Genomic DNA, 25,861 nt, shown 5'->3' with positions numbered 1-25,861 from the left:
AAGAATGAGTGATTACGGATTAGATACGCTGGCATTGCATGTGGGCCAGGAATCCCCTGACCCGGCGACAAACGCAAGGGCGGTCCCGATCTACGCGACCTCGTCCTATGTATTTAAAAGCCCGGAACATGCTGCTAACCTGTTCGGGCTGAAAGAGTTCGGTAACATCTATACTCGCATCATGAACCCCACGAACGACGTGTTCGAGAAGCGCATCGCCGCTATAGAGGGCGGAGTGGGGGCGCTTGCCGTCAGCTCCGGCCAGGCAGCGACCACGCTCGCGCTGCTGAACATCACGCGAGTGGGCGACGAGATAGTGTCCGCCAACAACCTGTACGGCGGCACATACCAGCTATTCCACTATACGTTTGCTAAGCTCGGCAGGGCTGTTCATTTCGTGGAGTCCCAGAAGCCAGAGGAGTTCAAGGAGGCTATTAGCTCTCGCACAAAGGCCGTCTACCTGGAGACCATCGGCAACCCCAAGCTCGACGTGCCCGACTTCGAGGCGATCTCAAAGATCGCGCACGAGGCGGGCATACCGGTCGTAGTGGACAACACGGTGGCCACGGGCTTCTTCAGGCCCTTCGAGCACGGCGCCGACATCGAGGTCCTATCCGCCACTAAGTATATTTGCGGCCACGGGACGAGCGTCGGCGGCGTTATCGTGGATTCGGGCAAGTTCGCATGGAATAACGGTAAATTCCCCGAGATCACCGATAAGGACCCGAGCTATCATGGCTTAAGCTACTGGGACGCGTTCGGCAACGTGGGCGGGGCCAACCTGGCTTACATATTGAAAGCCAGGGTGCACCTGCTCCGCGACATAGGCCCGGCGCTGAGCCCCTTCAACGCGTTCCTGTTCCTACAGGGCCTCGAGGACCTCCCGCTGAGGCAGAGGAAACACTCGGAGAACGCTCTGGCCGTGGCGCAGCACCTGGAAAATCACCCTAAGGTCAAGTTCGTTTATTATCCAGGCCTGGAGAGCTTCTTCGGCCACAGGCTCGCCAAAAAATACCTGAAGGGCACCTACGGCGGCCTCGTCGCCTTCGAGGTCAAGGGCGGCGTCGAGGCGGGCAAGAAGTTCATCCGGAGCGTAAAGCTGCTTTCCCACCTGGCGAACATCGGAGACGCCAAGACGCTGGTCATTCATCCCGCGTCCACGACGCACCAGCAGCTGACGCCCGAGGAGCAGCTTAGCACAGGCGTCACCCCGGGGTTGATCCGCCTCTCCGTCGGCCTGGAAGACGTGAAGGACATAATAGCCGACATCGACCAGGCGCTGGCCAAAGTATAAAAAGAGGCGATGAGCATGAGCGCGGGATCGGTCGGCATCGTCAAGACTCATTACCATCATTTGAGCGGAGGGCTTCCTCTCGAATCAGGGCAAAAGCTGGACGAGGTGACCATAGCCTATGAAACATATGGCAAGCTTAACAAGGATAAGAGCAACGCTATACTGATCCTACACGCTTTATCCGGGGACGCCCACGCCGCTGGACGGCACGAGGGCGACAAACGGCCCGGATGGTGGGACATCGTAATCGGCCCTGGCAAGGCGTTCGACACGGATAAGTACTTCGTCATATGTAGCAACATAATAGGAGGGTGTAAGGGATCTACCGGTCCCTCCTCCATCAACCCGTCAACGGGCAAGCCTTATGGGCTTAATTTTCCGGTCATCACCATCGGCGATATGGTGAACGCTCAGAAAAAGCTCATTGACTTTTTAGGGATTGAGCAGCTCTACGCCGTAGCCGGAGGCTCCATGGGCGGAATGCAGGCGCTCCAGTGGTGCGTGGCATATCCTGACAGTGTCAGGCGGGGCATCATCATAGCCACGGCAGCATATTCGCGGCCCCAGCACATCGCATTCAACGAGGTAGGGCGCAGGGCCATCATGTCAGACCCTAACTGGAATAGAGGCGATTATTATGGCGGTGAGCCGCCTACCAAGGGCCTTGCGCTGGCCAGGATGGTCGGCCATATCACCTATCTAAGCGACGAGTCCATGCAGCAGAAGTTCGGCCGCAGGCTCAAGGATAAAGAGCGGTATGGATATGACTTTTCCACCGACTTCCAGGTCGAAAGCTACCTGCAGCATCAGGGGGGTGCATTCGTAAAACGATTCGATGCGAACTCCTACCTGTATATTACCAAGGCCATCGATTACTTCGACCTTAAGAAAAATGGCTCGCTAGATGAGGCGTTCAGGGCAGTCAAGGCCAGGTTTTTAGTAATTTCAGTGACCTCGGATTGGCTCTACCCTCCGTACCAGTCGAAGGAAATAGTCATGGCGCTCTCTTCCAACGGCGTGGACGTGAGCTATGCGGAGATCAACTCCATTTACGGCCACGACGCCTTTTTATTGGAAGGAGGCCAGCTAAACTATCTTATATCCAATTTCCTGACGCCAAAGCTCGTCAAGGACGTCATGGCCAGCGCGGTCACAATCGACGAGAACTCGAGCATCGAGGCTGCCGCACGTGCCATGCTGGATAGCGGGGTCTCACACTTGCCCGTCGTATCCAATGGCGGGACCATTTCGGGCATAGTCACCGCCTGGGACATATCCAAGGCGGTCGCCCTTAAATACACATGTCTTGACGAGATCATGACCAGGAACGTGGTCACGATCAGGAAGTGCGACACGCTTGAGGCCGCCGCGGCCAAAATGGAGCTGCACGACATATCCGCTCTCCCCGTGGTCGACGATGCCGGCCATGTCATCGGAATTTTGACCAGCGACGGCATAAGTAAGCTCATCGGCCAGCATAAATGACGTCATTTTAGCTATCAAGCGAAGAGTTTATTAGCAAAGCGCGATAATTAACAATTGTTAACTACGTGTCGAGGCGGTCATGTGAAGATACTGGCGATACACGTCGATCACATTAGCTGGAAGGCGAACCGCAAGGCGAAGTTCGCCGAAGAGGTCGTACAAAAAGAGGATGAGATGACCGATTGCGTCGTTTTGTTCAGTAGCGTGGAGAAGCTCGATGAGAATAACCCGCTGAAGGTCATAGCGGGCGCCACGCATGACGTAATACACAGGCTCAACCAGATAAAGGTGAACAAGGTCGTCATCTTCCCATATGCCCATCTTACCAGCACGTTGAGCACCCCTGTAGTAGCCCTTCAAGTCTTAAAGGGGCTGGAGGAAAGCCTCAAGGCGCACGGGCTTGAGGTCAAGCGCGCCCCGTTCGGCTGGTACAAGGAGTATGACATCAAGAGCACAGGCCATCCGCTTTCCGAGCTATCCATGACCATCTGCCCCTACGATGGGGCAAATTGTGACTTCCTATGCCCATACTGCTCTAACCCGATAAAGATAAAAGACGTGGCTGGACGCGTAGGAACTACCCCGGGAGCGTGCGAGGAGCATATAATCGAGTAGAGTGACCATCTTATGAAAAAAGTATATTTAGATAATAGCGCAACCACCAGGGTCAGCCAGGAAGTCCTGGATGCCATGCTGCCCTTTTTTACTGAGACGTATGGTAACCCGTCAAGCCTGCACACGATGGGCCAGGAGGCTAGCGCAGCCGTCCAGAAGGCCAGAGAGCAGGTCGCCCGCGCCATCGGTGCGGACGCGGAAGAGATCATTTTCACCTCGTGCGGCACCGAGGCTGATAACCTGGCGCTGGTCGGTACTGCCTACGCTAACAGGAAAAAGGGGAACCACATCATAACGTCAAGCATCGAGCATCCCGCTATTCTGCGTACTTGCGAGTTCCTGGAGAAAGAGGGCTTCAGGGTGACGTACCTGCCCGTGGACAGGTATGGCATGGTCAGCCCCGCGGACGTCGAGGCCGCCATCAGGCCCGAGACGACGCTGATCAGCGTTATGGCTGTGAACAATGAGATCGGCACGATCCAGCCAGTCAGGGAGATAGGACGCATAGCAAAAGAGCACAACGTCTACTTCCATTCGGACGCAGTCCAGGCCGTCGGGAAAGTGCCCATAAACGTTAAAAAAGACGATATCGACATGCTCTCGCTGTCTGGCCATAAGATCCACGCGCCCAAAGGCGTGGGAGCGCTGTACGTGAAAAAGGGCACCAGGATACAGGCGCTCATCCACGGAGGCGGCCAGGAGCGCAACATGAAGAGCGGCACCGAGAACGTGCCGGGCATTGTAGGCCTGGGCCAGGCATGCGAGGCGGCCATCCGGGACTTCGATAAGAATACGGCGCACATGAAGAGGCTCCGGGATAAGCTTATTGAGGGCCTCCTGAAGATCGACCGCGTTCGCCTGAACGGCCATCCCACCATACGCTCGCCTAATAACGTGAACGTCAGTTTCAGCTTCATCGAGGGCGAGTCGCTGGTACTATTCCTTGACATGTCGGGGATCGAGGCGTCGACGGGCTCGGCATGCTCTTCTAAAAACTTAAAGGCATCGCACGTGTTGCTGGCCTGTGGCCTGCCGCCCGAGGAGGCGCACGGCTCGCTCCGCCTGACGAATTGTGCCTTCAACACGGAAGATGAGATCGATTACGTGCTTGAGACGCTTCCGGGCATCGTAGATCGGCTAAGAGCGATGTCGCCACTTTATAAAGAGGCGGCTCGTACGACGACGTGAGGAATGTGCCATGATGTATTCGCCAAAGGTTATGCAACACTTCTCGAACCCGCAGAACGTGGGCGAGATATCTGACGCCGACGGCGTGGGCGAGGTCGGGAACCCGGTGTGCGGAGACATGATGACCATTTACATAAAAGTAAAAGATAATGTGATTACAGACATTAAGTTTAAGACGTTCGGGTGTGCCGCGGCCATAGCTACGAGCAGCATCATAACGACTATGGCTAAGGGCATGACGCTGGAGGATGCCGAGAAGATCGGCCGCAAAGACGTCGCCGATGAGCTCGGCGGCCTGCCGCCCCAGAAGATGCACTGCTCTAACCTTGCAGCAGATGGCCTGAAGCTCGCCATCGAGAACTACCGGCGGAAGCTGCAGGGGCTGCCACCAAAGTCCGGCGTTACCTCGGGCGAGGAAAGGTAAGATTAGGCCGCCTTCGTTTAAACGAGGATATAATTTATTCAGCACGTATTGTCATTCTTTATTGGGGTTTCATTGAAGACCATCGGCATCGTGACGAGCGGCGGCGACGCGCCGGGCATGAACGCTGCTATAAGGGCAGTCACGCGGATTGCGAGCTACCGCGGCTTCAAGGTGCTTGGATTTGAGCGAGGCTGGGAGGGCCTTATCTCAAACTTCGTGAGGCCTTTGACGCCGAGATCGGTCAGCGGCATCATACAATTAGGGGGTACTATACTCCATACGACGAGGTGTCCGCGCATGGAGACGCCCGAGGGCATGGAGAAAGCCGTCGATTGCCTCGCCTCCAATGGCGTGGATGGCCTGGTGGTCATCGGAGGCGACGGGTCTTTCAGGGCGGCCTTAGCGTTAAGCGAAAGGACCGATACTCTAATCGTGGGGGTGCCGGCGACCATCGACAACGACGTGGCGGGGACGGATGAGACCATAGGTTTTGACACGGCGGTGAACACGGCCGTCCAGGAAATCGATAAGATAAGGGACACGGCAATATCACATGAAAGGATTTTTATCGTAGAAGTGATGGGCCGCAAAAGAGGATTTTTAGCGGCAATGGTAGGCCTTACAGTAGGCGCCGAGATCATACTGGTGCCCGAGGTCCCATTTAAAGCCGAAAAAGTCTTCAACACTATTAAAGATAATGCGGCCAAGGGGAAACGGTCGGCCATAATTGTCGCCGCCGAGGGCATAGGGGACACGAAAAAGCTCGCCCTTGACATAGAAAAAAACACGGGATTGGAGACCAGGCTGAGCATTTTAGGCTATGCCCAGCGAGGGGGTAGCCCTACGGCAAGAAGCCGCTACCTGGCAGGAGAGCTCGGCAACAAAGCCGTAGAGATAATCTCCGAGGAAAATGGGGGCCAGGTGGCTTGCCTTCAAAATGGGGTCATTACGAGCATAGACCTCAAAACAACATGCAGCATGGAGAAACCCCTGGACCTTCGTTTGCTCAAGCTTGCGGACATCCTTGCGACATGATAACCACCCTAAAAAGTAAGCTTTTGCTACACAAGCAGAAAGATATATATTGTTTTCCAAGCATATTGAAGAGAGATTATTATGACCGTAAGAGTTGGAGTCGTTAAGCTAGGAAACCTTGGTACTTCAAGGTATATAGACCTCATACTTGATGAGAGAGCGGATAGAGACATATACACGAGAGTTGTTGGAACCGGCACAAAGCTGGGCGAGCCCGATGCCGAAGAGGCTGCCACGAAGATACTGGACTTCAAGCCCCAGCTTGCCATCGTCATAAGCCCGAACGGCGCGCTGCCCGGCCCGACCAAGGCCAGGGAGATGATTAAGGCCGCTGGCGTACCGACCATAATGATATCGGACGCCCCCGCAGCGAAGGTCAAGGATGACCTCAAGGCGAAAGGCTTCGGCTTCTTCATCATAAAGTGCGACTCGATGATCGGAGCGAGGAGGCAGTTCCTCGACCCGACAGAGATGGTCCTGTTCAACGCTGACTTACAGAAGGTTCTCGCCGACACTGGCGTAGTCAGGCTGCTGCAGAAGGAACTCGACCGCGTAGTGGCTGAGATAGCCAGCGGCGCAACCCCGAACCTGCCGCAGATAGTCGTCGATTCTAACAAGGCGCTGGCCGAATCCGGCTACAAGAACCCGTACGCCAGGGCTAAGGCATTTGCAGCGTTCGCCGCCGCCGAGAAGGTTGGCGACATCGACGTGCTCGGATGCTTCGTGCAGAAGGAGATGGAGCAGTACGTCATCACGGTGGCCAGCGCCCACGAGTTGCTAAGGGCGGCTGCAATGCTCTGCGACGAGGCCAGGGAGATCGAGAAGTCGGGCGACTCTGTCTACAGGACGCCGCACGCCAACGATGGCAAGATCCTGTCCAAGAGCACGCTCGTCTCCAAGCCAGAGTAAATTTTTTATATATGCGTGAGTTATCTCACGCATATCCTTTTTTATACAAACACGTTTGGGAGATTATTAGGCTGAGTCTAAGCCTCTAAGTAAGGCTTCTTAAACTTAGAGGCTTACTCAAATCCAAAGGGATTATAGCCCATTAGCGCACATTTTATAGGGATGAGAGCGAGGTCAGTGGGCATCATCACCAGAATAGACGTCAAAGACCCCAAGGGGCACATACCGTCGATGGTAAAAAAGCTATCATATAAGGCTAAGCTATTCCTGGACCCCGTGACGGCGTCGCTGGCCGGAACCGGGGAAGCCACGGAAATAGACGAGATGTACGCGGATCTCATCCTTATATTTGGCGGCGACGGCACCATATTACGGTCATTACAGCTATTGCCAAAGCCGACGCCCATCCTCGGGATTAACATGGGTGAAGTAGGCTTCCTAACCGTAGTCGACCCGGAGACGGCTCTATATGTCATCGACGATGTACTGGAAGGCTTCGAAGTCGTAGAGAGGGCCAGGCTGGCCGTGAAGCTGAACGAGTTCGAGCTGCCGTGCGCCATGAATGAGGCGGTCATCATCACCGCCAGGCCGGCCAAGATATCGGAGTTTAAGATTTACGTGGACGGCAAGTTCATGGAGGATCTAAGGGCAGATGGGGTGGTTATAGCGACGCCGACGGGCTCGACGGCCTATGCGATGAGCGCGGGCGGGCCCATCGTGGACCCGAGGGTGGATGGCATGATCATCGTGCCGCTGGCCCCCTATAAGCTATCTGCCAGGCCGTGGGTTGTGCCCGGCAATAGCATCGTAAAGCTTGAGCTCATGCGGGAGGAAAAGGAGTCCATGGTCGTAGTGGATGGCCAGTACACTTCCAATGTGAAAAAGAATGACGTGTTAACGTTCACCAGGTGTGAAACCCCCGCCCTCTTCGTGAAGTTTGGGGACAAGTTCTACGACCTTGTGCGGGAAAAGCTGGGCCGTTAATAAGAAAAAAGCGTTTTTATATGTGGTTAAAACTCCGTATATTGTAAGTATTTTGCGTTAAGCGTTATTATGATCCTCGGCTCGCCGTGCTTTCCCACGCCTTTTTTCATGTCTATTGAGAAGTCTATGGCGCCTGGTATGGCGTCGCCTCCGCGCCCATAATGCTGCTTATGGCTCGTCTATTCTATTTTATATTCCCAGGTAACACACGCTTTCTTCGTGCAGGTGGTCCCTGGCGGACCCGCAATACGGGCAAAAGTGCGGCTTTGCATCGTATCCGAACTTATTCTTGCACACGTCGCATGAATACGTGTAGCGTGAAGGCCTCTCGACATAATCGCTGCAGGGCGGCGTCTTCGAATATTTGCTGGCCTCGATCGGGCACGCGTTACGATGGAATATAAGAGAGTTAATGTACTTGATCTGCTCCTCGGTAGTATATTTTTTGACGTTTGCCTTATTGCCGCAGTTCGGGCATGTCAGGTCTATGTCGCCGTATGCGTCATCCTCTTTTATCTTGAAGTAGGCTTTACACGGTTTTTTTGGGCACTCCCTGCCTACCATGCCCTGCGGATCCGTTTTTAGCTTATATTTTTCAAGCATTTCATCCTCTCTTATTCTCTATATCGGGCTTTATGCTTTCGTCTTTCTCAATTAGAAGGTATCCTCTTTTAAATCCACCTGCTCTACGGAGTTTTTCTTTTCTGGCCTCTTCCAGCTTTTGCTTGTCGAGCCCATACTGCTCGATGAGCGCTTCCACGACCTCAAGGACATCTGCCAGCTCATCGTATAAGTCATTTGAGTTTTTCAGCTCCACGGCTTCTTCGACGAGCTTATCTTTCAAGGCTTTCTTGAGGCCTTCGCCAGATATGGGCTTTACCGCCGGCTCGCGGCCGCTCTCCCTTATTATATCCGGAACCTTATCCCTCACCAGCTTACGCATTACATGGCTATTGTATCCTATGATATATGTAGGTTAGGGCACGTTCATTACCAGGCTGACGCTGACCGGCTCTATGAAATAGCCACGATACTTCTCGTAGTTCGAGTCATCTATTATATACGAGTACATTAGAACGGTTCTGCACTCGCCGGGCTGGAGCGTGAACTCGCTGAAAAACCCTTTCCCCTCCTCATAGAATATCTCGGCTGACGTCACGAACTTGTGGGGCGTGTCCTTTTTTTCGTAGAAGGCGCTTTTAAGGTTGTATACTGAGATGGTCTTGTTCTCGTTCGTTGGGTTCCAGAACTCTAGCTCGTGTATAACGCCATGGTGTGCCGGCTTAAGGCTCCCAGGCGCGGGCACCGGCATCTCCCAATCTTCAGTCCTATAATAGCATGGGTGGGAAACCCTGGCCTGGTTCGGCATATACTGGTAAGGGGGGCTCTCTGTTTCTATCTTGACGTATTTGGGCGATGGCGATGGGCTTTGGTAGGCCGGTGGCGTCGGGCTTGGGCTGGCGACGGTCGGGGTGTACGTCGGCCCGTATATCGGACCCAGGATGTTTTTACACGTGACGCATCCCATGGCCGTTGTCGATGCCACCAGGATGACCATCAGGATGATCATTTTTTTCAAGGTCTCACCTCTCGCCTCGGACCTTCAACCTAATTGAATGTTCAAGCTTATATACATTGTTCTCCCGGAAGCCTTTGTTAACCTCAAAAAAGTAATTATATGAGATGCCGCGACCGCTCACATAAACATGTCCAAAGTGGCCTTCTGCTTGACCTTCTTTGCCATCACGGGAGATGCTTGCTGTATTGATTCATGGACGGGCTTCTCCTCGCAAAAGAATTCCAGCGAACGCTGGGAGTTACCCTGAAGGAGGGCGCGCTCATCGCACCCGAAGGGCTCGGTGATGCGTGCCAGGGCCATCGCCAGGCGCTCGGCATAATACCTGAAATCAGGCCTCGCTGTGAATTCGACGCCCTCGATGACAGGCTCGGCTTTCTGGGGCTGAACAAAACCATTGGTGATGATAAAAGGCGTCTTCATGCCCGGGGTGAAATCATAGCCCATATCCTTTAATTTCCGGGCCACGTTGACGTGCACCAGCGAATCTGGATTATCATAGGCATCAAACTCGTTCACGCTCTTCGAGATGACCAGCGAAGAGAGGTCTACTTTGCCCTTAAGCGTATCGTGGACCGTATCCTTTGCATACTTGACGGCCTCGTCCGGCCTGCCATCCAGGACGAGCTGGAATACCCTCGTCATCGTTTCGCTCTGAAGGTCAAAAGAGTCCGTCCTCCTCGGCTCATAGCCCCGGACCAGCAGCGATTCCTCCGGCCATATTATCTTGCCGAAATACCGCTTCTTCGCATGCGCGAAGAACCTTCTCATGACCTTCTCAAGCTCGAGGTGCATGTTTCCGGCCGAGAACTCCTGCTGGACCATGAACCCCAGAAGCTTGCACTTTTCAAGGTCCCGGTGTTCTTTAGACGTGAAGAATACCGAGTCGGTGTCTCCAGCGATGACCGTGTAGCCCCTTGACTCAAGGGTGGCCACGACGGTCTTGATCTCTTCCCGCGCCCAGGCGGTGATGCTAGGGGCTATGTACTTATTATATGGCCATCGGCAAAACTTGGTGCCAAAATAGCCGTAAGTGGCGTTCGCCATTATCTTAATGGCGTTTTGAAGGCGATTGTAGTAGTCCGCCTTTTCTGCGTCGCCGTCCTCCTTCGCCTTCTTCATGAGCGCCTTCGCCTGCTTCCTGGAGTCGAGCAGGCCCTGTACCATGCGGGGCACGATGCCATACCGCTTCTCCTTTGATACGAACATGGCGCCTATTGGCGAAATGTGCGCCGCCTCCGCCCTGTTCCTCGTAAACGTCGTGAAGCATATGTTATGCTTTATTATTTGCGAGGGGTACATGGACGAGAAGTCCAGGCCTATGACCCATTCCCAGAGGCCGGCCTTCGTGTCGTAGACGAACCCGCCCTCGTACTCGTAAGTCTCGCCGCTGCTCATGGGCACGGCGACGTTCTCCCTGTCCACCATTCTGATCAATAAGCTCTCTATCATTCTGTTCTGCCCGCCAGACACCTCCTTCACGGGCAGCTTCGCCGGGATTGCCACGTCCATGAGCTTGCTTATAGCCTGTATCCTGGGGTGTATGAGTATCCGCAGGGCAAGCTCCGCATCCTTAAGGCAATAATGGACGACCTCGTCCCTGCGGGCGCGCCACTCCTCGTCTATGCGGCTACTATCAATGTTCTCTTTGGTGTCGTTAAAGAGCATGCTCGAGACGTAGCCCAGGCCCTCCCTCTTAGGCCTTAGCTCCTTTTTTATCGAGAGCCAGGCGTCAAGGATTAATCGCCCTTTTATATCCCATGTGACGAAGCCCGTGGCGCGGTTCTCGCGCCTGCTCATGCCCAGCATGTCGCGGCCAAAGTTTAGCGCATCGCAGGACTGCCTCTTATTCTCGGCCCCGGCGTTTTCCGGGCCTTTAAAGAGCTTGTTGGCGCGGTCGAACAACACCGCGAGGTCGAAGTTGTTTATGTTGTAGCCGGTGATGACGTCTGGGTCGAGCTTCCTGACCTCGCTGACGAACTCTTTTAATATGCGGCGCTCGTCATCTTCTCGGGCCTTACGCTCTTCTGCGGATATCTCCCCATCCATGGGCCCAAAGCTCGAGAATATTTTGCGGTCCTGCCTGGTGCCGTCCTCCTCGTTGAGCACGGTCAGGCAAATACAGTATATGTTGCCGTGCTTGATGGAGCTCTCGATGTCGAAGCTCATTATTTTTAGCTTAGGCGTGAATATGTCGCACTTTTCGAACTTGGAGGCTTTCAGGACGATGTCTGTGGTGTATTCGCCACTATTCTCAATCACTTCGCCGGTGACCCTGACGCACGTTTCGAGGTCCATATCGTATATGAAGCGGTTTGTGAAGACTATGTCCGCTGCGAAGAAGACGCCCTTTAAGGCGTACTTTTCCCTTTCTTCTTCGTCCATGTACCCGAGCAGGCCATATCGGTTGATGAGCTTCTGGGAATACACCCTGTCTTCGGTAATGATCTTAACTGCGCCATTCGGCGCGTTGACCTCCTGGACGTCGGGGTCGGCCCTTATTTTTTCGATGAGGTCCTTTGGGGGGTTTACGAGAGTTATGGTCTTATGTTTCAGCTCGTATTCATTCCTGAACCTGGGGACGAGCCACGGCGCCCTTACGGTCACCTTAACGAAGTTTTCGAGGGCGCCCTTGTATTCGAGCTTGACGTCTTCGACCTTCAGCACGTCGCCGCTCGACTCGAGCGCCTTGCGCAGCTCCGGCGAAGGCTCGAAAACAAAAAAATATGGCTTAAAGTCAGGGCACAAAATCGTTATGCTTTTATTGTCACGGGTCTTGCCAAATAACTTAACAATTACCTCGCCAGCGCCTTCCGCATGTTCTACCGAATACGTCGAGTCGAGGAGCCTCACGTCGAAAGTCGCTTGCATGGCCACACCGCTTCAATATAGTAGGGGCATGGTAGATTAAGCTAATGGTGTATATGGTGAAAGTATTTTGCGGGTATCGCTATGCACCCTTAGCAGGCGAATTGGAGGGCATCAATAGGAAGCCGCCGACGGCGCACAGGATGATGATGAGGGCGGCTATTGTTCCGCTGTCCATCCCCATTATCCAGAATGAGCTCCCATTCAACATTATGTTAAAGTTCGACGTGCCAACGAAAAGCCCTGCACACGTAGCGCCTGCCAGCATTCCCAGCCCGACGCCCCGGAACTTATGGAATCGCTCGATGAGCAGGTATGCGAGATACAGGGCCATCAATGAGAACATCAGCTTGATAAGGATAAATCCGGCCATTCCTGCCGCATTATACGAGGCCTTCAGGATGAAGCTCTTCTCGTAGTCAAACGTTCCAAGATATTTGGAGGCGGCTATCGTTGAGACGATATCATAAAAAACGTAAAACATGATAGATGACGCAAAGAGTAGCTTGCTCGATTTCACGATTATTAGATAAGAGCTTATTATAATAATTTAATTTGTATATATTTGCGGAATTCTTATGATTGTACGTATATTTTAGCGGATATGGCAAGCTTTATGCGGCAGCCGCGCCTTAAGCATATGCGATGGAAAGGCCTTACACCTTCATAAACTCGGCGATGAGCGCGGACGGCAAGATATCCACGAAAAAGAGGAAGCAGGTTAAGATATCCGGCAGGATGGACTTTGAGCGGGTGGACGAGCTTAGGGCCACGTCTGACGCAGTAATGGTTGGAATAGGGACGGTGCTGGCGGACGACCCGAGCCTCACGGTAAAGTCTGAAGAGAGGCGGAAGCGGAGGGTGGCGCAGGGAAAAGACGAGAACCCTGTGAGGATAGTTGTGGACAGTAAGGCCCGGACACCTTTAAATGCGGATATCTTTAATAAAGGCGTGGGTAAACGTATTGTCGTGGTCTCAAAGGCAGCCCCAGAGGATAAGGTTAAAGCGCTTATGGAAAAGGCTGAAGTGCTCGTCGCGGGGGATGGCGAGGTTGACCTGGCGGAGATGTGCCGGGAGCTGAAAAGGCGCGGGATAGAAAGGCTGATGGTAGAGGGCGGGGCAACCCTAAACTGGGCCATGGTGAGGGCGGGCCTGGTAGACGAGATATCGGTTTTCATAGGTAATCTCATAATTGGGGGCAAGGAAGCGCCGACGTTCATGGACGGCGAGGGCATATCGGACAGGGATGAGGCCATTAAACTGGAATTGATGAAATTTGAAAGGATGGACGAAGGGATCGTTTTAACGTGGCGTGTGATATACAACAATTTGATGCCGACGAGCGGGTAAAAGCGCTGGCCAGAAAGTATGGCTACCCCGAATACATGGTGGCCAGGTTCGCTCGCTTCGTGCCCGACCTCGAAAGGTTTTTAGCCAGCATGGAAGAGCCCCCCCGAACCTATATCAGGGTCAATACGCTGCGCATCAACCCTAATGCGCTTATCAAGAGGCTGTCTGATAAAGGTTTCACGCTAAGGGAGACCGACGTGCCCGATTGCCTTGAGGTGACTGGAGAGCCGTACTCGATAGGGGCGTCCGCCGAGTTCCTTTCAGGATACTTTTACGTTCAGGATAAGTCTTCTATGGTACCCCCTCTAGCGCTGGCCCCTCAGCCAGGAGACGTGGTGATCGACATGGCGGCATCGCCCGGCGGCAAGACCACACACCTGGCGCAGATGATGGGTAACCGGGGCCTGTTGATCGCCATAGAGGTAGACGAGTCAAGGCTTGCGGGATTAAGGTCCAACCTGGGCCGCTGCGGCATCATGAATACGGTGCTATTCCACATGGACGCACGGGACGTCGCAAGGCTTGAAATCAAGGCGGACAAGATACTTTTAGATGCGCCGTGTACCGGGGAGGGGGTCATAGCCAAGGACAGGAGCAGGAAGACGAGCAGGGGGATTGAAGACATAAAGTATTGCTCGGGATTACAGGAGGAGCTGATCGACGCGGCCCACGCTTGCCTGAAGCCGGGCGGCATCCTGGTGTATTCGACGTGCTCGTTCGCACCGGAGGAGAACGAGTGCAACGTGGACTATGCCATTAAAAAATATGGCATGAAGGTGGAACCCATACCATATGGGGAGCCTGGGCTTACGTCCTTTGGCGGACTGGCGTTTGAGCCCCAGGTGAAGAATGCAAGGAGGCTATACCCTCATATTCATGGGACATCGGGGTTCTTCGTGGCGAGGCTAAAGAATGTATAGAGGATTGAAAAAGCTAGAGCTAACGATAATGCGCCGTAGCCTTGATTACTGGGGCGCTTTCGACCTTTCTAAGGAATTCGATTTTATCGTGAGGCAGGGCGAGAGGAACGACCTCTTCGCCGTAACGCCCGAGGCCCGGCATTACGTGATAGGCCGCGAGCCAGAGCCGGTTTTGGCTGGCCTGCACATGGGTACTCTGGGCAAGAAGTCGCTCGCCCTGAGCATGGAGGGCGCGTTCCTGGTAGCCCAGGCTTCAGATAAGAAAAAGGTAAAGGTGACCGGCCAGGCCGAGTCGCTCGTGGTCTACGGCCGTGACGTCTTCGGCTCTTCCATCACATGGGCCGATGAGTCCATAAGGCAAAACGATCCTGTCATAATCGCCAACAAGTATGGCGAAGCCATCGGCATCGGCAGGGCAAGGTTCGACTACGCTGGACTATTCCAGGACAGGGTAACTGTCAGCACAGAAGCAGATATAGGGCTTTACATCCGTGGATAATAAAGGCTAAAACTTTACCAGCCTTCGCCAATTCGTCTCATTTTTCGCCGCATTCCTGCTCTAAAGGCCATAACCTATTTATATACACATAGCCTCATATTCCGCAGGAACAAATGATGTGTGAGCTTTTCTTAAAAAGCAGCCCGCGCATTTGTCCTTCTAGAGGCTTAACATATGTTTGAGAGTAAGGGTTCAAATGCCCCGGTGAGCGAGGGGCAGACGTATGATGTGAAGATCGAGGACACCGCGAAGAAGGGAGATGGCATTGCCCGCATAGAGGGCTTCGTCATATTCGTGCCAGGCACAAAGGTAGGCGACCAGGTCAAGATTCAGGTAGAAACGGTTAAGAGAAATTTTGCCGTGGCCAAAGTCGTCACATAAAGCCATTATTTTTATCTTTATCATTTAATTCCATTTTTGAAATAAACGATTAATACAGAAGATTTATAATGCCGCCCAAAAAAGCTATTTAAGCTTAGAAAGCGACAAAACCTCCCTAAGGCTAGTGGTCGGATGATAGAGGCCCGGAACGTCATCAAGCGCTACGGGAGCGTCAAGGCTCTCGACGGTTTCGAGATGTCGGTCGAGAAGAATACAGTGCACGCCATCATCGGGCCTAACAGTAGCGGCAAGACCACGGCTATAAGAATACTCTCGACGGCGATACGGCCGGATTCGGGCGAGGTGTCCATAGACGGCATTTCTATCAGCAATGTCCGTGAGATTAGGGCGATGATTAGCGTGGTGCCCGAGCTACAGGCCATACCCGATAATAAGCCGCCTAGAAAGCTTTTAGAAGGGGCGGGGAAGGCGGCAGGATTATCCAGGGAAGAGGTCAAATACCGTATAGATGTGCTCGCCGAGCTGATGGGCATTCAGCAGTACCTCGATAAAAAGGTAGTGGAGGCATCGAGAGGCATAAAGCGCCGTGTCGCTTTAAGCATCGCCCTCATCAACGACGCAAGCGTGATATTGATGGACGGCTCCCTCGCCGAGCTGGACCCTGGCTTCAGCGCGTATTTCCTCAACTTTTTAAAGGAGAGCAGGGACAAGACAGTTGTGCTCACCACTAATAATATTAGCTTAATCGAGAAGGCCTGCGACAGCGTCACGATCATAAAGGAGGGCGCGACGCTCATGAATGAGAGCATGTCTTCTATCAGGGGGAATATCGGGAGGCCTGGAGTCATGCTCCGTGTCAGCCCTATTAACATTCCAAAAGTAGAATCCGTCTTGAAGAACCAGATATACGCTAACCGCATACAGGTGGGCGAGGACTACCTGCTCATAGAGGTGGATGATTACCTGCACATACCAGCCATCATACGGCAGGCGTCGGCCTTTGCCGACGTCTACGAGGCCCGGCAGACCCTGATTAGCCTGGAAGACATTTATAATGCTTTCATTGAGCCGTCCACGTAGGGCTTTTTAAGTTAAAAAATTTCATCTTTTTGCTGGCGTCGCTACGCCGGCCATCGGCCTCGTGGGCGCCCGCTTTTCCGCATTATAGAAGAAAACGTAGTAGAGGGACGCAGAGCAAAGATAGGCCACACAGGTCACCATAAAGGGCAAGACATAGTTAGACCTTGCCATCATGATGCCGCTAACGTAGGCGCTGAGCGACTGGCAAAGATACCACGACATCGAGGTAAGGCTGCTCACCGTCGCCCGCTGCTCACCCGAGACGAGCTCCATGTTGAAGCTGTTGATGGCCGGGTTGGCCATGTTCATGAGAGTCATCCTCATGATGTACGCAAATGCGGCAACGTATATGTTCGTGGTGAAGGCCAGCACGACGAGGAAAGGGATAGAGGCAAGCTCGGTAAACGCTATAGTCCTTATCTTTCCGAGCCGCTCCACGGCCAATGGTATGGCCATGAGGCCGATGACCATGGCCATCTCACCCGTAGAGAATATAAGGCCTATCTGATCCGTCGTGGCGGAGAGCAGGCTATGGAAGTATACGTTGAAGAATGGCACGATCATGCCGGCGCCAACGCCGACCAGGCCGTTTATGATGACGAGCTTTTGCACGTTTGCGGATTTTATTGCAGAGCCTATGACAGAGAGGCGCCCGGTCTGGTTGGCTTCGCAGCGGTTTTCTTTCATCTTTAATACGGGGATGGCTGAAAGCACAATGAGTGCAAGGGAAAGGAACAGAGTGTACCTGTATATCGCAGGGCTTGCCGCGTCAAAGCCCATCCGTGCGAGCATGCCCGGCATCAGGCCACCCGCCATGCAGCCGATTATATAGGCGACCTGTGAAAGGGCAGAGTTGATAGAAAAGAGGTGCATGCGCTCGTCAGGAGAGGAGTTCTCCATTAAAAAGGGCGAGCCCGCCACGGTGTAGAGCGCCGTGCCCACTCCGTATAGCGCGCTCAACGCTAAAAGCCATTCAGGCGAGACTATCGTGTAAAGCAGGAAAAGGGCGGATGAAGTTATAAGGATGGAGATAAGTAGCGTATTTTTCCTCCCGAGGCGGTCGCATAGCGTCGCTGCCGGCAGGGCGGCAAGCCCAGTCGAGATGAAAACGATGGATAGCATCAGCCCTAAAAGGTCTTCCCTGAAGCCGAGCCTCAAAATATACAGGTTAAATATGACCCCGTAAATGCCCAGGTGTATCGAGAGCAAAAAATAGTATGCCACATATGCCCTGGCATTATGGCTGAAACGCCTGGCCATGGAGATGTAGCCGTTATTCATATTAAAAAGTGGGTGCGGATGGCCGCACCTCATCATACGTCTTGCCTGTTGAACAGCTCGATGGCAGCGAACAAAATTATGCCCGTGTACGCCAGCAGGAACACCGTGTTCGCCCATAGAGGCATTCCAACCTTATCCACGCCTCCACTTAGCAGCGGGCTCACGATGTCATGGCTTATAGGGTCTATCCACACCATGGCTTTGGCAAAGAGCGGGTACCTGGAGAACGGGTCCCCGAACACTATCATCCCCTCATCCATCAGGGAGAGTGAGCCGATCATGTTGCCTATCGTGTTCGAGAAAAACAGCGCGATCCAGACGATTATCCCCGCCAGGATGGATATGAGGGGATTCTTCGTAACCGTGGATATCAGGATGCCAAGCGCGACGTATACGGCGAACAGGATAGCCATGAAAGCGATGACTTCCAGGGCGCCCATCAAGTCGCCCGGCGATGGGTAAATGCCGGTAAACACCACTGTAATGGCATATGCTATTATCGAGCTGGATACGAAGAAGAAAATTATTACCCCCAGGCAGCCCAGGAACTTTCCCATGACAACGGTGCTCCGCTCCACCGGCTTCGATAAAAGCTGATATATCGTTCTATCCTTCTTCTCGGCGGATATCGTATCGGCGGTGAGGATGATCGCCAGCAGGACCAGTATAATGTTGAGGATGTCCATCATCCCGAGCACCTGTACGGGCTTGAAATCCCCTGCCATGCCCATGCTTTTGCTGTAATTATAGGACATCAGCGTTATGCCTATTATTGCGAGCGCCATCACCGCGTATAAAACGCCTACAAGGATGAGCCTCCTTGACTTGATATAATCCTTGAACTCCCTGGACGCTATGGTAAGGATGCTGTTAAGCTCTTTTTGCGTATCCATGCTCAGGCCTCCTCTTTGCTATCGGCGGTAACCTTCAGGAAGGCGTCCTCAAGGGTGGGCATGACCTCAGTCAGGCCGCGGACCCTGCAGCCCGCGTTTACCAGGGCTATATTGATATCCTCGGCCAGGGCAGGGTCGTCGACCACTACCTCGACACGCCCATCATTCCTGCTCACGCCGCAGACGCCCTTTATCTTTTTTAGCAGCTCAACATGAGAGTCATCGAAATTGGAAGCCGTTACCTGGACTATGGACTTGCCACCCTCCATGCTCCTCAGGAATTCCGATATCGACTGTTCCACTATGAGCCTGCCATCCTTGATAATGCCCACGACGTCGCTGACCTCCTGCACTTCGTGGAGGATGTGGGACGATAAGAAAATGGTCACGTTTTCGCCTTTCAGCTTTTTGATAAGCTCTCTAATGTCATGCGAGCCTTGCGGGTCCAGGCCCGTCGTGGGCTCGTCTAGTATGAGCAGCTTTGGGTTGCCGAGCAGGGCTATGGCGATGCCGAGCCGCTGCCTCATGCCATGCGAGTATGCCTTTACCCTGTCTTCGCCGCGGCCCTCCAGGCCTACGAGCTTTAAAAGCTCTAAAGCCCTCTCCTCCACGTCCTCGATTCCTATCAGCTTGCCAAAGTATTCGAGGTTGCCTCTGCCGGACATGTCATCGTAGAATGCAGGCCTTTCTGGCAAATACCCGGTTATTTTCCTTATCTCGTAGTGTTGCGTCTTTATGTCATAGCCCATGACGCTGGCGCTACCGCTGGTAGGCTTGATGAATCCCATGAGCATGTGAATTGTCGTGGACTTACCGGCCCCATTGGGCCCGAGGAAGCCATAGACAGTGCCAGGCTTCACGCTAAGGCTTAAGTCCTTGACCGCCACGACTTTTCCGTAATCCCTGGTCAATCCATGTGTCTCTATCGCGTTCATCCGATCATCCCGGTAATGCCTTTTAATGAAGCGGTCAGACTATATAAATTAGTGCCTTATGTATCTTATTGCCAGCGCCACGCATATGGCGGCTATTGCTATCATGAGGCCAGGGCCCGGCGTAGGCTTTGGGGTTACGCTTGCCCCCGGTATAGCAGTGGCCGTAGCTGTTGGAGTGGCTGTAGGGCTTATCGTCGGGGACGCCTCAGGCGTTATCGTCGGGCTTGCGCCAGGCGTGGGAGTGGCAACGTTTTCAAGCAAGGCGTATGACGAGCCGTTCATCGCCACCGCAAAAACGGTGATCTCAGCGGGCGTCATACTGTCTACCCACGCTATCTTCGAGTATACCCTGCCATCCTTATCCGTAAGGGCGCTATCAGGGTCCATTATCCCGATGGTGGAGCGCAATAGTATTCGCCATCCGGCGTCCACCGGCCTTCCCCAATAATCGCTCACCTGCACGGTTATGTCCGCCTTTCCGCCGTATGGGACGTGCTGCGTGCTGGGCGTTATGTTGGCATAATAAGGCATAGCCGTGAGGACGACGCCCGCGGTATAAGTGTCATTAGAGGTCACGTTTATGCCCGCAGAGTACCCTTCGCTATAGTAGGGGGCCCGTGCATACACCCTGTAGAAGCCGTTCGGAATGTTCGTAAACTGGAAAAACCCGCTCTTGTCAGGGGTCACGTTGTATCCTGGTATGAACTCTGCTTTGTTCGACCCGTTTACGAGGGAGACGACGGTGTCAGCGGGCACGTTCTGGTCGCCCGGGCTGAAATATACCTTGCCGAAGATGCTACCGCCTGTCATGGCAGCCGCCATGTGCGATGCCAGGCATGCCAATGATAGTATGGCCATAGCGGTGATAACGAATTTAGGTCTCACGCTTTTCATATATATCTTTACCATATTAGAGGCTTAGATATAAAAATTTTATTTTATATGGCTATGGATAAAGTCCGCGATGCCTTTTTCGCTTAGCTTAACGTAGCTTCCTCTCGCCATTGCCTTTATTGCCCCCGCGGCGGAGGCGAACTCAAGGCGGGCTTCTAGCGGCTCTCCCATGAGCCCTGCATATATGAACCCTGCGGCAAAGGCGGCGCCAGCCCCTGTGGTGTCCACCTCTTCGACTTTAAAAGCCGGTACCCGTATAGCCTTGCCGCTATAGCAGACGCACCCGTTTTCGCCGAGCGTCACGATTGCCGTCCCCTTATTCATCGAGAACATCTTCCTGGCGGCTTCTTCGGGGTCAGCCGATATATGCCTGGAGACGGTTTCGCTGGCGATTGTCGTGCTAAACAGCCCTATATTTTGTATCGACGGCAGGTCCAGGTTAAGCTGTGCCTCGATTCCGTTTGCCCTTGCAACCTTCGCTATGATGGCGCTGTTCCTGCCGAAGCAGCCGTCCACGTACGCATACCTGGACGCCCTGAGGGCGTCGTCAGGTATCGGTATCTTCTCCTCTGGCGTGACATCGTGGAAAGTGATGGCCGAACGCTTGTCCCTGTCCAGGACTATGGCCGTGATCGCAGTCTTTCCAATCCTGGGGACTACGACCTTGACGCCCTCTTTTTCAAGCGATTTAACGACCTGCTCGCCTATCGGGTCTTCCCCTACCGGGCTTCCGGCCAGCGTGACCTCGAGCCCCAGGCTTGACAGCATCATGGCCACGAGAGCCGCATCGCCCCCTGGAGACATGTGATAGTCTATCGCCGTCGCCTGTTCGTACTCGTGTACCGGCCTCTCCAGCCTGCCAGATATATCGAGCGATATGGCACCATAGCAAAAAACATCGTACATTGAAAATTAATACTGCCAGAAGCCACATTAATATATCTCTCTACGGGGGTGAGACGAAAATTTTTTATATATGAAAAACAGGTGAGCGGCAAACCCTTATATACAGCAATACTACCACCCTTGGTATTGCCGTACACGACGGCGGCCCGCCGAGAAAGGCACGTAGGCGGACGATAAGCCATGGAGGCATAGCCATGGGCGAGATAATACAGACTAAGAACCTGACCAAGTTCTACGGAAAAAACCGTGGGATAAAAGACGTTAGCATTACCGTAAACAAGGGAGACATATTCGGTTTCCTCGGCCCCAACGGGGCTGGAAAGTCCACGACCATAAGGACCATCATGGATTTCATAAGGCCGACCAGTGGAAGCGCCATGGTATTCGGCATGGACTGCCACAAGGACTCCGTCGCCATACGCAAGCGTATCGGCTATATACCGGGCGACTTCGGGCTGTATGGCAACATGACGGGCTGGAAATTCCTCGAATACTTTGGAAAGGTGCGAGGCGGATTCGACCCTGCCGCTGCCAGAGAATACGCTAGAAGGATGGACATCAAGCTGGACCGCAGGATGAAGGAGTATTCGAGGGGAATGCGCCAGAAGGTCGCCATCATCCAGGCCTTCATGAACAATCCTGACCTGATAATAATGGACGAGCCGACGAATGGCCTGGACCCGCTCGTGCAGCAGAGCTTCATGGATATGTTGCGCGAGAAGGCGGATGGAGGGACGACGATATTCATGTCTTCGCACATCCTCTCCGAAGTCGAGAAGGCCTGTAACCGGGTGGCCATCATCAAGGATGGCTGCATCGTTGCGGAAGAGAAGGTCGATGAGCTCCGGAAAAAATCCGGCAAAATATTAGAGGTGAAGTTCGCGGAGCCGCTTAAAAAAGAGATATTTTACCTGCCGGGCATTACCAATGTAACCAGCCAGAACGGGACATACCGGATGACAGTCACGGGCAACCTGGAGGAGATACTAAAAGAGATATCGGCCCATAAGCTGGCCGACATCAACATACACCAGATGACCCTGGAAGACGTATTCATGCACTACTACGAGGAGGAGAAGTGACATGGCATTAGAATTATTCAAGCAGGCGCTCAAGGACAGGTTCATGGGGGCGCTCATCGTATCCGTGCTCCTGTTCCTCTACATCTTTTGGATTGCGACGTTTTACCCTCAGCTGAGCGATATGGGTGACGTCTACGCCCAGATGCTACAGAACCCCACGTTTAAGGCGTTCCTGGGCGACGAGATGTTCGCACTCACCACGTTTAGCGGTTTCATGGGGGTCGAGGTGTTCAGCTACATGGGGCTCGTGATAGGGGCATACGTAGCATTCATGACCGCGTCGTTTGTGGCAGGGGAGATAGAGCAGAAGACCAGCGACCTCTTGCTGTCGCTTCCGGTTAGCAGGGTGGGCGTCATCGTATCCAGGTTTATGGCGCTAATGCCCATCGTGGCCATTATCATGCTATCCATGCTGGCCGGGATATACGCTGGCGCGAGGTACATCGATGAAGGCGTTCAAATCGAGTGGTACGCCCTCGCCATGCTGTTCCTTGGCGCGTTCACTCTTGCAGTCGGTGCAGCTTCTCTATTCATATCTGCCCTGATGAGCGATGGCAAGAGGTCAGCGCTCACATCTATAGGCATACTTCTGGCGATGTACCTCGTGGAGAACATAGGGGCGGTTGTGACGGGCATTGACTGGGCCAGGAGGCTGTCTTTGTTCCACTACTTGAAGCTGAACACGATAGCGGTCTCGCATACGGTCAACTGGAACAACATGGCCGTATTATTAGCGATAACCGCCGTGTTCCTCATATTGGCAGCAATCGCCTTCAGGCAAAGGGATATAAATGTAACATAAGTCATAGATTTAAGCGTGGGTGGCGGGCAGCATGACGACAAAACGGCTGCCCTTGCTCCTGTCGCCATAGACCCTATCTTCGGCCCATACCCTGCCATGGTAGCTGTTGACGAGCGTCTTGACCAGGTATAGGCCGATGCCGCTGCCCTTTGCCATTTTGTCGCCGCCGAGTTGCCTCTTAAACAGCCGGGCCTTCAGCTCATCAGGGATCCCCGGGCCGTTGTCCTCTACGGCCACTTTATAATAAAAATTATCCCCATCGTAAGCTTTCTTTATGGTGATATCTATGACGGGATCCTGGACGGCATATTTTATCGCGTTGCTCACGATGTTGGCGAACACGTCATACAATAGCTCGTTTGCCATCACGTAACAATTGCTGACTGGCGAATAATTAATGGTAACATTACTACCTGGCATGTGAGAATAATTTTCTTTTACGAGTTCGAGAGTTTTGCCGAGGTCTACCACGTACCTTTGCAATTTTCCCGACTTTACTTTTTGAAGCTTTTTAACGTTATCGATCAGCCTGGTGCTGCTCTCCAGGGCCCTCAAGGAGCTGGAGAGGATTGACCGCCCCTGCTCATCCAGGTCAAGAGTGTCCAGCGCAAGCTCGAGGAAACCCATGCCCACCTGGTTCAAATTATTGATATCGTGGCCCATGAGGTCAACGTAAAGCTCCGCCTGGGCCTTTGTCTCCTGTAAGGCCTCCTCTGCCCGCTTACGCTCTGTGATATCGCGTATATAATAAATAATCCCCTGTACCTCCCCTGAGTCATCGATGAGCGGGAACGAGTTGACCTCCCGCCACCCAACCATAGGGCTTTCGCTGGGGATGATACTCACATTAGTCTTCCTTTCTTTCATCGTTATCTGGCCCGGGCAGTGCTCGCAAGGCATATGCCGGCCATGGTATGCGTAGTAGCACTTCTTGCCGGCCAGGGGGAGCATGTCAGAGTGCCAGCGCTCCATCGTAGAGTTTACACAAATGATGTTGTAGTCCCTGTCGATGATGCTGATGCCATCATGGATGGAATCGAATACCCTTTTCCAGAAGTCATCCTCTTTCTTTCCCTTAATGATGCCCTCTTGAACATCGTATTCTCCTGGCATGCCCCTCCTGAACGAATATTCTTATATTAGTATAGAATAGTGTATAATATAAAAATTTTTACGCAGAAGGAGCGCACAATAAGGGCTTGCCATGCCAGGCTTTACCTCATGGCGTCCTGGAATTCCCTGTAGACCGCCGCCATGGTATATTGCCACTCGAAGGCATGCATCATGCGCTGGTATGCCCGGCCTTTAGAATAAGCCTCCTCTATAAAGGATATGGCCGGATAGTCTACTTTCACGAGGTAAAGCCCGGCGGCGAGCGCGGGCGGTATGCCTTCCCTGTACTCGTCCGGCCTCAGCATTTGCTCTATCCACCGTGCAGGCCGCTTATTCGATCCCACCAGTCTCAGCCCGGTCACCATCTTCCTCACCATATTCCATAAAAACGAGTCGGCCTCAACGTCTATTATATAGAGGTCTCCACGTTTTGTCACGCTTATGTTTTTTATGGTTCTCACAGGGTTCTTGCCAGGCTCCACGCTGGAAAAGTTCGTGAAGTCATGAGTCCCTATAAAGAGCTTCGAGCATTCCACGATACGTCGCTCGACCACATCAGGGGCGTACAAAACATACCTGTAGGTGCGGCTTGTGGCGTCCCTGCGGGGGTCGAAATCATCTGGCACCGACGCGCTGGCATAGACCCAGAGGTCTTTCGGCATAACAGAGTTTATGATACGTGGCTCGACGAGCCTCTCATCGAGCGCTTTAAACGAGACGACCTGGCCAAGGGCGTGCACCCCTGCGTCAGTCCTACCTGAAAAGGAAACCCTCGTCCTCTCATCAATGATGCCCTTCTCGATAAGGCCCTTCTTGAGCTCTCCCTCCACAGTCCTCTTTCCCGGCTGTGCCTGGGAGCCTGAAAAATCCGTCCCTATATAGGCGAGCTTAAGGGCGGGCTTCATTGCCATCACTCAGGATTCCGGCGGCTTTTTCTCGTCTATAAGGTATACGCCAAGTATTATGACGAATATCAGGAGGGCCGTCACTGCCATCTGTTCCCATGTAATGGTCTTCTCTACGCCGAACACGAGCACCCTTCGTATCATAGCGGTCAGGCCCACTCCAAGTATCAGCCTTAAATCGAGCGTATGAACCTTAATGTAAACGATAACCGTTTGTATTAGCGCGGCAATGATGAGCGTGACCAGGAGGCTGTTCAGGGCAATGTCGATAATGCTCAGGTCGGCCGGCCCCATTATGAACTCCGTCAGGTCCATGGCCACTATGAAGAAGGTCATGAGTGCCATTATGCCTAAAAACAGGGCTACAAGCAGGTATATTGCCATTTCAAGCTTATCGAGAAGGCCAATAACGCCCTCGTTCTTGGCTGAAACTTTTGGATCGCCGCCCATTTCTTAACCGCCTCAATGCCTGTAGAGTAAA

General features: G+C 53.3%; 29 protein-coding genes. 15 read left to right on the top strand and 14 right to left on the bottom strand.

Annotated elements, in window-relative coordinates; translation table 11 throughout:
• Window positions 1-4: 4 nt before the first annotated feature.
• From MTC_RS07965 to MTC_RS07930, 8 genes are all read left to right on the top strand, one after another.
• Window positions 5-1,294 (top strand): O-acetylhomoserine aminocarboxypropyltransferase/cysteine synthase family protein, encoded by a 1,290-nt coding sequence (locus MTC_RS07965; protein WP_014406181.1) that lies wholly within the window; start codon window positions 5-7, stop codon window positions 1,292-1,294.
• Window positions 1,295-1,309: 15 nt separating this feature from the next.
• The gene (gene metX / locus MTC_RS07960) at window positions 1,310-2,779 is read left to right on the top strand and encodes a homoserine O-acetyltransferase MetX (RefSeq protein WP_014406180.1); all 1,470 of its coding nucleotides are present in this window, start codon (window positions 1,310-1,312) and stop codon (window positions 2,777-2,779) included.
• Between the two features lie 81 nt (window positions 2,780-2,860).
• Window positions 2,861-3,394, top strand: coding sequence for a threonyl-tRNA synthetase editing domain-containing protein (locus MTC_RS07955; protein WP_014406179.1), 534 nt, complete (start codon window positions 2,861-2,863; stop codon window positions 3,392-3,394).
• Window positions 3,395-3,406: 12 nt separating this feature from the next.
• Window positions 3,407-4,582: a cysteine desulfurase NifS gene (gene nifS / locus MTC_RS07950; protein ID WP_014406178.1), complete on the top strand. Its 1,176-nt coding sequence runs from the start codon at window positions 3,407-3,409 to the stop codon at window positions 4,580-4,582.
• A gap of 13 nt (window positions 4,583-4,595) precedes the next feature.
• Window positions 4,596-5,006, top strand: a complete 411-nt coding sequence (gene nifU, locus MTC_RS07945) for a Fe-S cluster assembly scaffold protein NifU (protein ID WP_048189604.1) — start codon at window positions 4,596-4,598, stop codon at window positions 5,004-5,006.
• A 72-nt stretch (window positions 5,007-5,078) separates the two neighbouring features.
• Window positions 5,079-6,041, top strand: a complete 963-nt coding sequence (locus tag MTC_RS07940) for an ATP-dependent 6-phosphofructokinase (protein ID WP_081476808.1) — start codon at window positions 5,079-5,081, stop codon at window positions 6,039-6,041.
• A gap of 81 nt (window positions 6,042-6,122) precedes the next feature.
• A complete protein-coding gene (locus MTC_RS07935; protein ID WP_014406175.1) occupies window positions 6,123-6,950 on the top strand; it encodes a F420-dependent methylenetetrahydromethanopterin dehydrogenase in 828 nt (275 codons plus the stop codon).
• Between the two features lie 162 nt (window positions 6,951-7,112).
• A complete protein-coding gene (locus MTC_RS07930) occupies window positions 7,113-7,934 on the top strand; it encodes an NAD(+)/NADH kinase (protein ID WP_014406174.1) in 822 nt (273 codons plus the stop codon).
• Window positions 7,935-7,960: 26 nt separating this feature from the next.
• On the opposite strand, the gene MTC_RS13815 is transcribed toward MTC_RS07930, so the two are convergent.
• From MTC_RS13815 to MTC_RS07905, 6 genes are all read right to left on the bottom strand, one after another.
• Window positions 7,961-8,074 carry a cyanase gene (locus MTC_RS13815; RefSeq protein WP_143767227.1) on the bottom strand — a complete coding sequence of 38 codons (114 nt, stop codon included), beginning with the start codon at window positions 8,072-8,074 and terminating at the stop codon, window positions 7,961-7,963.
• A gap of 49 nt (window positions 8,075-8,123) precedes the next feature.
• Window positions 8,124-8,537 (bottom strand): hypothetical protein, encoded by a 414-nt coding sequence (locus tag MTC_RS07925; protein WP_014406173.1) that lies wholly within the window; start codon window positions 8,535-8,537, stop codon window positions 8,124-8,126.
• A gap of 1 nt (window position 8,538) precedes the next feature.
• Window positions 8,539-8,877 (bottom strand): nucleoside triphosphate pyrophosphohydrolase, encoded by a 339-nt coding sequence (locus tag MTC_RS07920; protein ID WP_014406172.1) that lies wholly within the window; start codon window positions 8,875-8,877, stop codon window positions 8,539-8,541.
• A 33-nt stretch (window positions 8,878-8,910) separates the two neighbouring features.
• Window positions 8,911-9,504, bottom strand: coding sequence for a hypothetical protein (locus tag MTC_RS07915; protein ID WP_014406171.1), 594 nt, complete (start codon window positions 9,502-9,504; stop codon window positions 8,911-8,913).
• A 126-nt stretch (window positions 9,505-9,630) separates the two neighbouring features.
• Window positions 9,631-12,381 (bottom strand): DNA polymerase II, encoded by a 2,751-nt coding sequence (locus MTC_RS07910; RefSeq protein ID WP_014406170.1) that lies wholly within the window; start codon window positions 12,379-12,381, stop codon window positions 9,631-9,633.
• Window positions 12,382-12,460: 79 nt separating this feature from the next.
• Entirely contained in the window at window positions 12,461-12,898 is a 438-nt protein-coding gene (locus tag MTC_RS07905) for a hypothetical protein (protein ID WP_014406169.1), read from the bottom strand.
• A 125-nt stretch (window positions 12,899-13,023) separates the two neighbouring features.
• On the opposite strand from MTC_RS07905, the gene MTC_RS07900 reads away from it, so the two are divergent.
• The 5 genes from MTC_RS07900 to MTC_RS07880 all read left to right on the top strand — a co-directional run bounded on the left by MTC_RS07900 (window position 13,024) and on the right by MTC_RS07880 (window position 16,569).
• Complete coding sequence (locus tag MTC_RS07900; RefSeq protein WP_014406168.1) at window positions 13,024-13,728, top strand: 2,5-diamino-6-(ribosylamino)-4(3H)-pyrimidinone 5'-phosphate reductase; 705 nt, start codon at window positions 13,024-13,026, stop codon at window positions 13,726-13,728.
• Window positions 13,686-14,648 (top strand): NOL1/NOP2/sun family putative RNA methylase, encoded by a 963-nt coding sequence (locus tag MTC_RS07895; protein WP_014406167.1) that lies wholly within the window; start codon window positions 13,686-13,688, stop codon window positions 14,646-14,648. The genes MTC_RS07900 and MTC_RS07895 overlap by 43 nt, the downstream gene beginning before the upstream one ends.
• Window positions 14,641-15,147, top strand: coding sequence for a PUA domain-containing protein (locus MTC_RS07890; protein WP_014406166.1), 507 nt, complete (start codon window positions 14,641-14,643; stop codon window positions 15,145-15,147). Before MTC_RS07895 ends, MTC_RS07890 begins: the two co-directional genes overlap by 8 nt.
• Window positions 15,148-15,321: 174 nt before the next feature.
• Complete coding sequence (locus MTC_RS07885; protein WP_014406165.1) at window positions 15,322-15,528, top strand: TRAM domain-containing protein; 207 nt, start codon at window positions 15,322-15,324, stop codon at window positions 15,526-15,528.
• 132 nt (window positions 15,529-15,660) lie between these two features.
• Window positions 15,661-16,569, top strand: a complete 909-nt coding sequence (locus tag MTC_RS07880) for an ABC transporter ATP-binding protein (RefSeq protein ID WP_014406164.1) — start codon at window positions 15,661-15,663, stop codon at window positions 16,567-16,569.
• A gap of 21 nt (window positions 16,570-16,590) precedes the next feature.
• Here the strand turns inward: MTC_RS07880 and MTC_RS07875 are convergent, their stop codons facing one another.
• Genes MTC_RS07875 through MTC_RS07855 form a run of 5 tightly spaced genes read right to left on the bottom strand, consistent with a single transcriptional unit; the run spans window position 16,591 to window position 21,478 of the window.
• Complete coding sequence (locus MTC_RS07875; RefSeq protein ID WP_014406163.1) at window positions 16,591-17,886, bottom strand: MFS transporter; 1,296 nt, start codon at window positions 17,884-17,886, stop codon at window positions 16,591-16,593.
• Window positions 17,883-18,743, bottom strand: a complete 861-nt coding sequence (locus MTC_RS07870) for an ABC transporter permease (RefSeq protein ID WP_014406162.1) — start codon at window positions 18,741-18,743, stop codon at window positions 17,883-17,885. The genes MTC_RS07875 and MTC_RS07870 overlap by 4 nt, the downstream gene beginning before the upstream one ends.
• Before the next feature lie 2 nt (window positions 18,744-18,745).
• Window positions 18,746-19,678 carry an ABC transporter ATP-binding protein gene (locus MTC_RS07865; protein WP_014406161.1) on the bottom strand — a complete coding sequence of 311 codons (933 nt, stop codon included), beginning with the start codon at window positions 19,676-19,678 and terminating at the stop codon, window positions 18,746-18,748.
• Window positions 19,679-19,726: 48 nt separating this feature from the next.
• Window positions 19,727-20,587, bottom strand: coding sequence for a carboxypeptidase-like regulatory domain-containing protein (locus tag MTC_RS07860; protein ID WP_014406160.1), 861 nt, complete (start codon window positions 20,585-20,587; stop codon window positions 19,727-19,729).
• Between the two features lie 24 nt (window positions 20,588-20,611).
• The gene (locus MTC_RS07855) at window positions 20,612-21,478 is read right to left on the bottom strand and encodes a carbohydrate kinase family protein (protein WP_014406159.1); all 867 of its coding nucleotides are present in this window, start codon (window positions 21,476-21,478) and stop codon (window positions 20,612-20,614) included.
• A 194-nt stretch (window positions 21,479-21,672) separates the two neighbouring features.
• Between MTC_RS07855 and MTC_RS07850 the strand changes: the two genes are divergently transcribed.
• Together MTC_RS07850 and MTC_RS07845 are read left to right on the top strand one after the other, a co-directional pair.
• Window positions 21,673-22,560: an ABC transporter ATP-binding protein gene (locus tag MTC_RS07850; protein WP_014406158.1), complete on the top strand. Its 888-nt coding sequence runs from the start codon at window positions 21,673-21,675 to the stop codon at window positions 22,558-22,560.
• A 1-nt stretch (window position 22,561) separates the two neighbouring features.
• Entirely contained in the window at window positions 22,562-23,362 is an 801-nt protein-coding gene (locus MTC_RS07845) for an ABC transporter permease subunit (RefSeq protein WP_014406157.1), read from the top strand.
• Window positions 23,363-23,371: 9 nt separating this feature from the next.
• On the opposite strand, the gene MTC_RS07840 is transcribed toward MTC_RS07845, so the two are convergent.
• From MTC_RS07840 to MTC_RS07830, 3 genes are all read right to left on the bottom strand, one after another.
• The gene (locus MTC_RS07840) at window positions 23,372-24,475 is read right to left on the bottom strand and encodes a PAS domain-containing sensor histidine kinase (RefSeq protein WP_014406156.1); all 1,104 of its coding nucleotides are present in this window, start codon (window positions 24,473-24,475) and stop codon (window positions 23,372-23,374) included.
• 101 nt (window positions 24,476-24,576) lie between these two features.
• Window positions 24,577-25,380, bottom strand: a complete 804-nt coding sequence (gene truA, locus MTC_RS07835) for a tRNA pseudouridine(38-40) synthase TruA (protein ID WP_048189600.1) — start codon at window positions 25,378-25,380, stop codon at window positions 24,577-24,579.
• Window positions 25,381-25,389: 9 nt separating this feature from the next.
• Complete coding sequence (locus MTC_RS07830) at window positions 25,390-25,830, bottom strand: phosphate-starvation-inducible PsiE family protein (protein WP_014406154.1); 441 nt, start codon at window positions 25,828-25,830, stop codon at window positions 25,390-25,392.
• Window positions 25,831-25,861: the final 31 nt, after the last annotated feature.

Origin of the sequence: Methanocella conradii HZ254, assembly GCF_000251105.1 — an archaeon.
GTDB lineage: Archaea > Halobacteriota > Methanocellia > Methanocellales > Methanocellaceae > Methanocella > Methanocella conradii.
Note: the sequence above shows the minus strand (reverse complement) of the source record. Positions and strands in the feature narration are given on the sequence as shown.

What these genes read in the sequence shown, in the direction of transcription:
- MTC_RS07850 (WP_014406158.1), top strand. Translation starts at nt 21,673, where the DNA reads ATGGGCGAGATAATACAGACTAAGAACCTGACCAAGTTCTACGGAAAA.
- truA (WP_048189600.1), bottom strand. Translation starts at nt 25,380, where the DNA reads ATGAAGCCCGCCCTTAAGCTCGCCTATATAGGGACGGATTTTTCAGGC.
- MTC_RS07965 (WP_014406181.1), top strand. Translation starts at nt 5, where the DNA reads ATGAGTGATTACGGATTAGATACGCTGGCATTGCATGTGGGCCAGGAA.
- MTC_RS07860 (WP_014406160.1), bottom strand. Translation starts at nt 20,587, where the DNA reads ATGGTAAAGATATATATGAAAAGCGTGAGACCTAAATTCGTTATCACC.
- MTC_RS07880 (WP_014406164.1), top strand. Translation starts at nt 15,661, where the DNA reads ATGATAGAGGCCCGGAACGTCATCAAGCGCTACGGGAGCGTCAAGGCT.
- MTC_RS07865 (WP_014406161.1), bottom strand. Translation starts at nt 19,678, where the DNA reads ATGAACGCGATAGAGACACATGGATTGACCAGGGATTACGGAAAAGTC.
- MTC_RS07910 (WP_014406170.1), bottom strand. Translation starts at nt 12,381, where the DNA reads ATGCAAGCGACTTTCGACGTGAGGCTCCTCGACTCGACGTATTCGGTA.
- MTC_RS07920 (WP_014406172.1), bottom strand. Translation starts at nt 8,877, where the DNA reads ATGCGTAAGCTGGTGAGGGATAAGGTTCCGGATATAATAAGGGAGAGC.
- nifU (WP_048189604.1), top strand. Translation starts at nt 4,596, where the DNA reads ATGTATTCGCCAAAGGTTATGCAACACTTCTCGAACCCGCAGAACGTG.
- MTC_RS07855 (WP_014406159.1), bottom strand. Translation starts at nt 21,478, where the DNA reads ATGTACGATGTTTTTTGCTATGGTGCCATATCGCTCGATATATCTGGC.
- MTC_RS07890 (WP_014406166.1), top strand. Translation starts at nt 14,641, where the DNA reads ATGTATAGAGGATTGAAAAAGCTAGAGCTAACGATAATGCGCCGTAGC.
- MTC_RS07915 (WP_014406171.1), bottom strand. Translation starts at nt 9,504, where the DNA reads ATGATCATCCTGATGGTCATCCTGGTGGCATCGACAACGGCCATGGGA.
- MTC_RS07930 (WP_014406174.1), top strand. Translation starts at nt 7,113, where the DNA reads ATGAGAGCGAGGTCAGTGGGCATCATCACCAGAATAGACGTCAAAGAC.
- MTC_RS07870 (WP_014406162.1), bottom strand. Translation starts at nt 18,743, where the DNA reads ATGGATACGCAAAAAGAGCTTAACAGCATCCTTACCATAGCGTCCAGG.
- MTC_RS07925 (WP_014406173.1), bottom strand. Translation starts at nt 8,537, where the DNA reads ATGCTTGAAAAATATAAGCTAAAAACGGATCCGCAGGGCATGGTAGGC.
- MTC_RS07830 (WP_014406154.1), bottom strand. Translation starts at nt 25,830, where the DNA reads ATGGGCGGCGATCCAAAAGTTTCAGCCAAGAACGAGGGCGTTATTGGC.
- MTC_RS07875 (WP_014406163.1), bottom strand. Translation starts at nt 17,886, where the DNA reads ATGATGAGGTGCGGCCATCCGCACCCACTTTTTAATATGAATAACGGC.
- nifS (WP_014406178.1), top strand. Translation starts at nt 3,407, where the DNA reads ATGAAAAAAGTATATTTAGATAATAGCGCAACCACCAGGGTCAGCCAG.
- MTC_RS07900 (WP_014406168.1), top strand. Translation starts at nt 13,024, where the DNA reads ATGGAAAGGCCTTACACCTTCATAAACTCGGCGATGAGCGCGGACGGC.
- MTC_RS07845 (WP_014406157.1), top strand. Translation starts at nt 22,562, where the DNA reads ATGGCATTAGAATTATTCAAGCAGGCGCTCAAGGACAGGTTCATGGGG.
- MTC_RS07840 (WP_014406156.1), bottom strand. Translation starts at nt 24,475, where the DNA reads ATGCCAGGAGAATACGATGTTCAAGAGGGCATCATTAAGGGAAAGAAA.
- MTC_RS07935 (WP_014406175.1), top strand. Translation starts at nt 6,123, where the DNA reads ATGACCGTAAGAGTTGGAGTCGTTAAGCTAGGAAACCTTGGTACTTCA.
- metX (WP_014406180.1), top strand. Translation starts at nt 1,310, where the DNA reads ATGAGCGCGGGATCGGTCGGCATCGTCAAGACTCATTACCATCATTTG.
- MTC_RS07885 (WP_014406165.1), top strand. Translation starts at nt 15,322, where the DNA reads ATGTTTGAGAGTAAGGGTTCAAATGCCCCGGTGAGCGAGGGGCAGACG.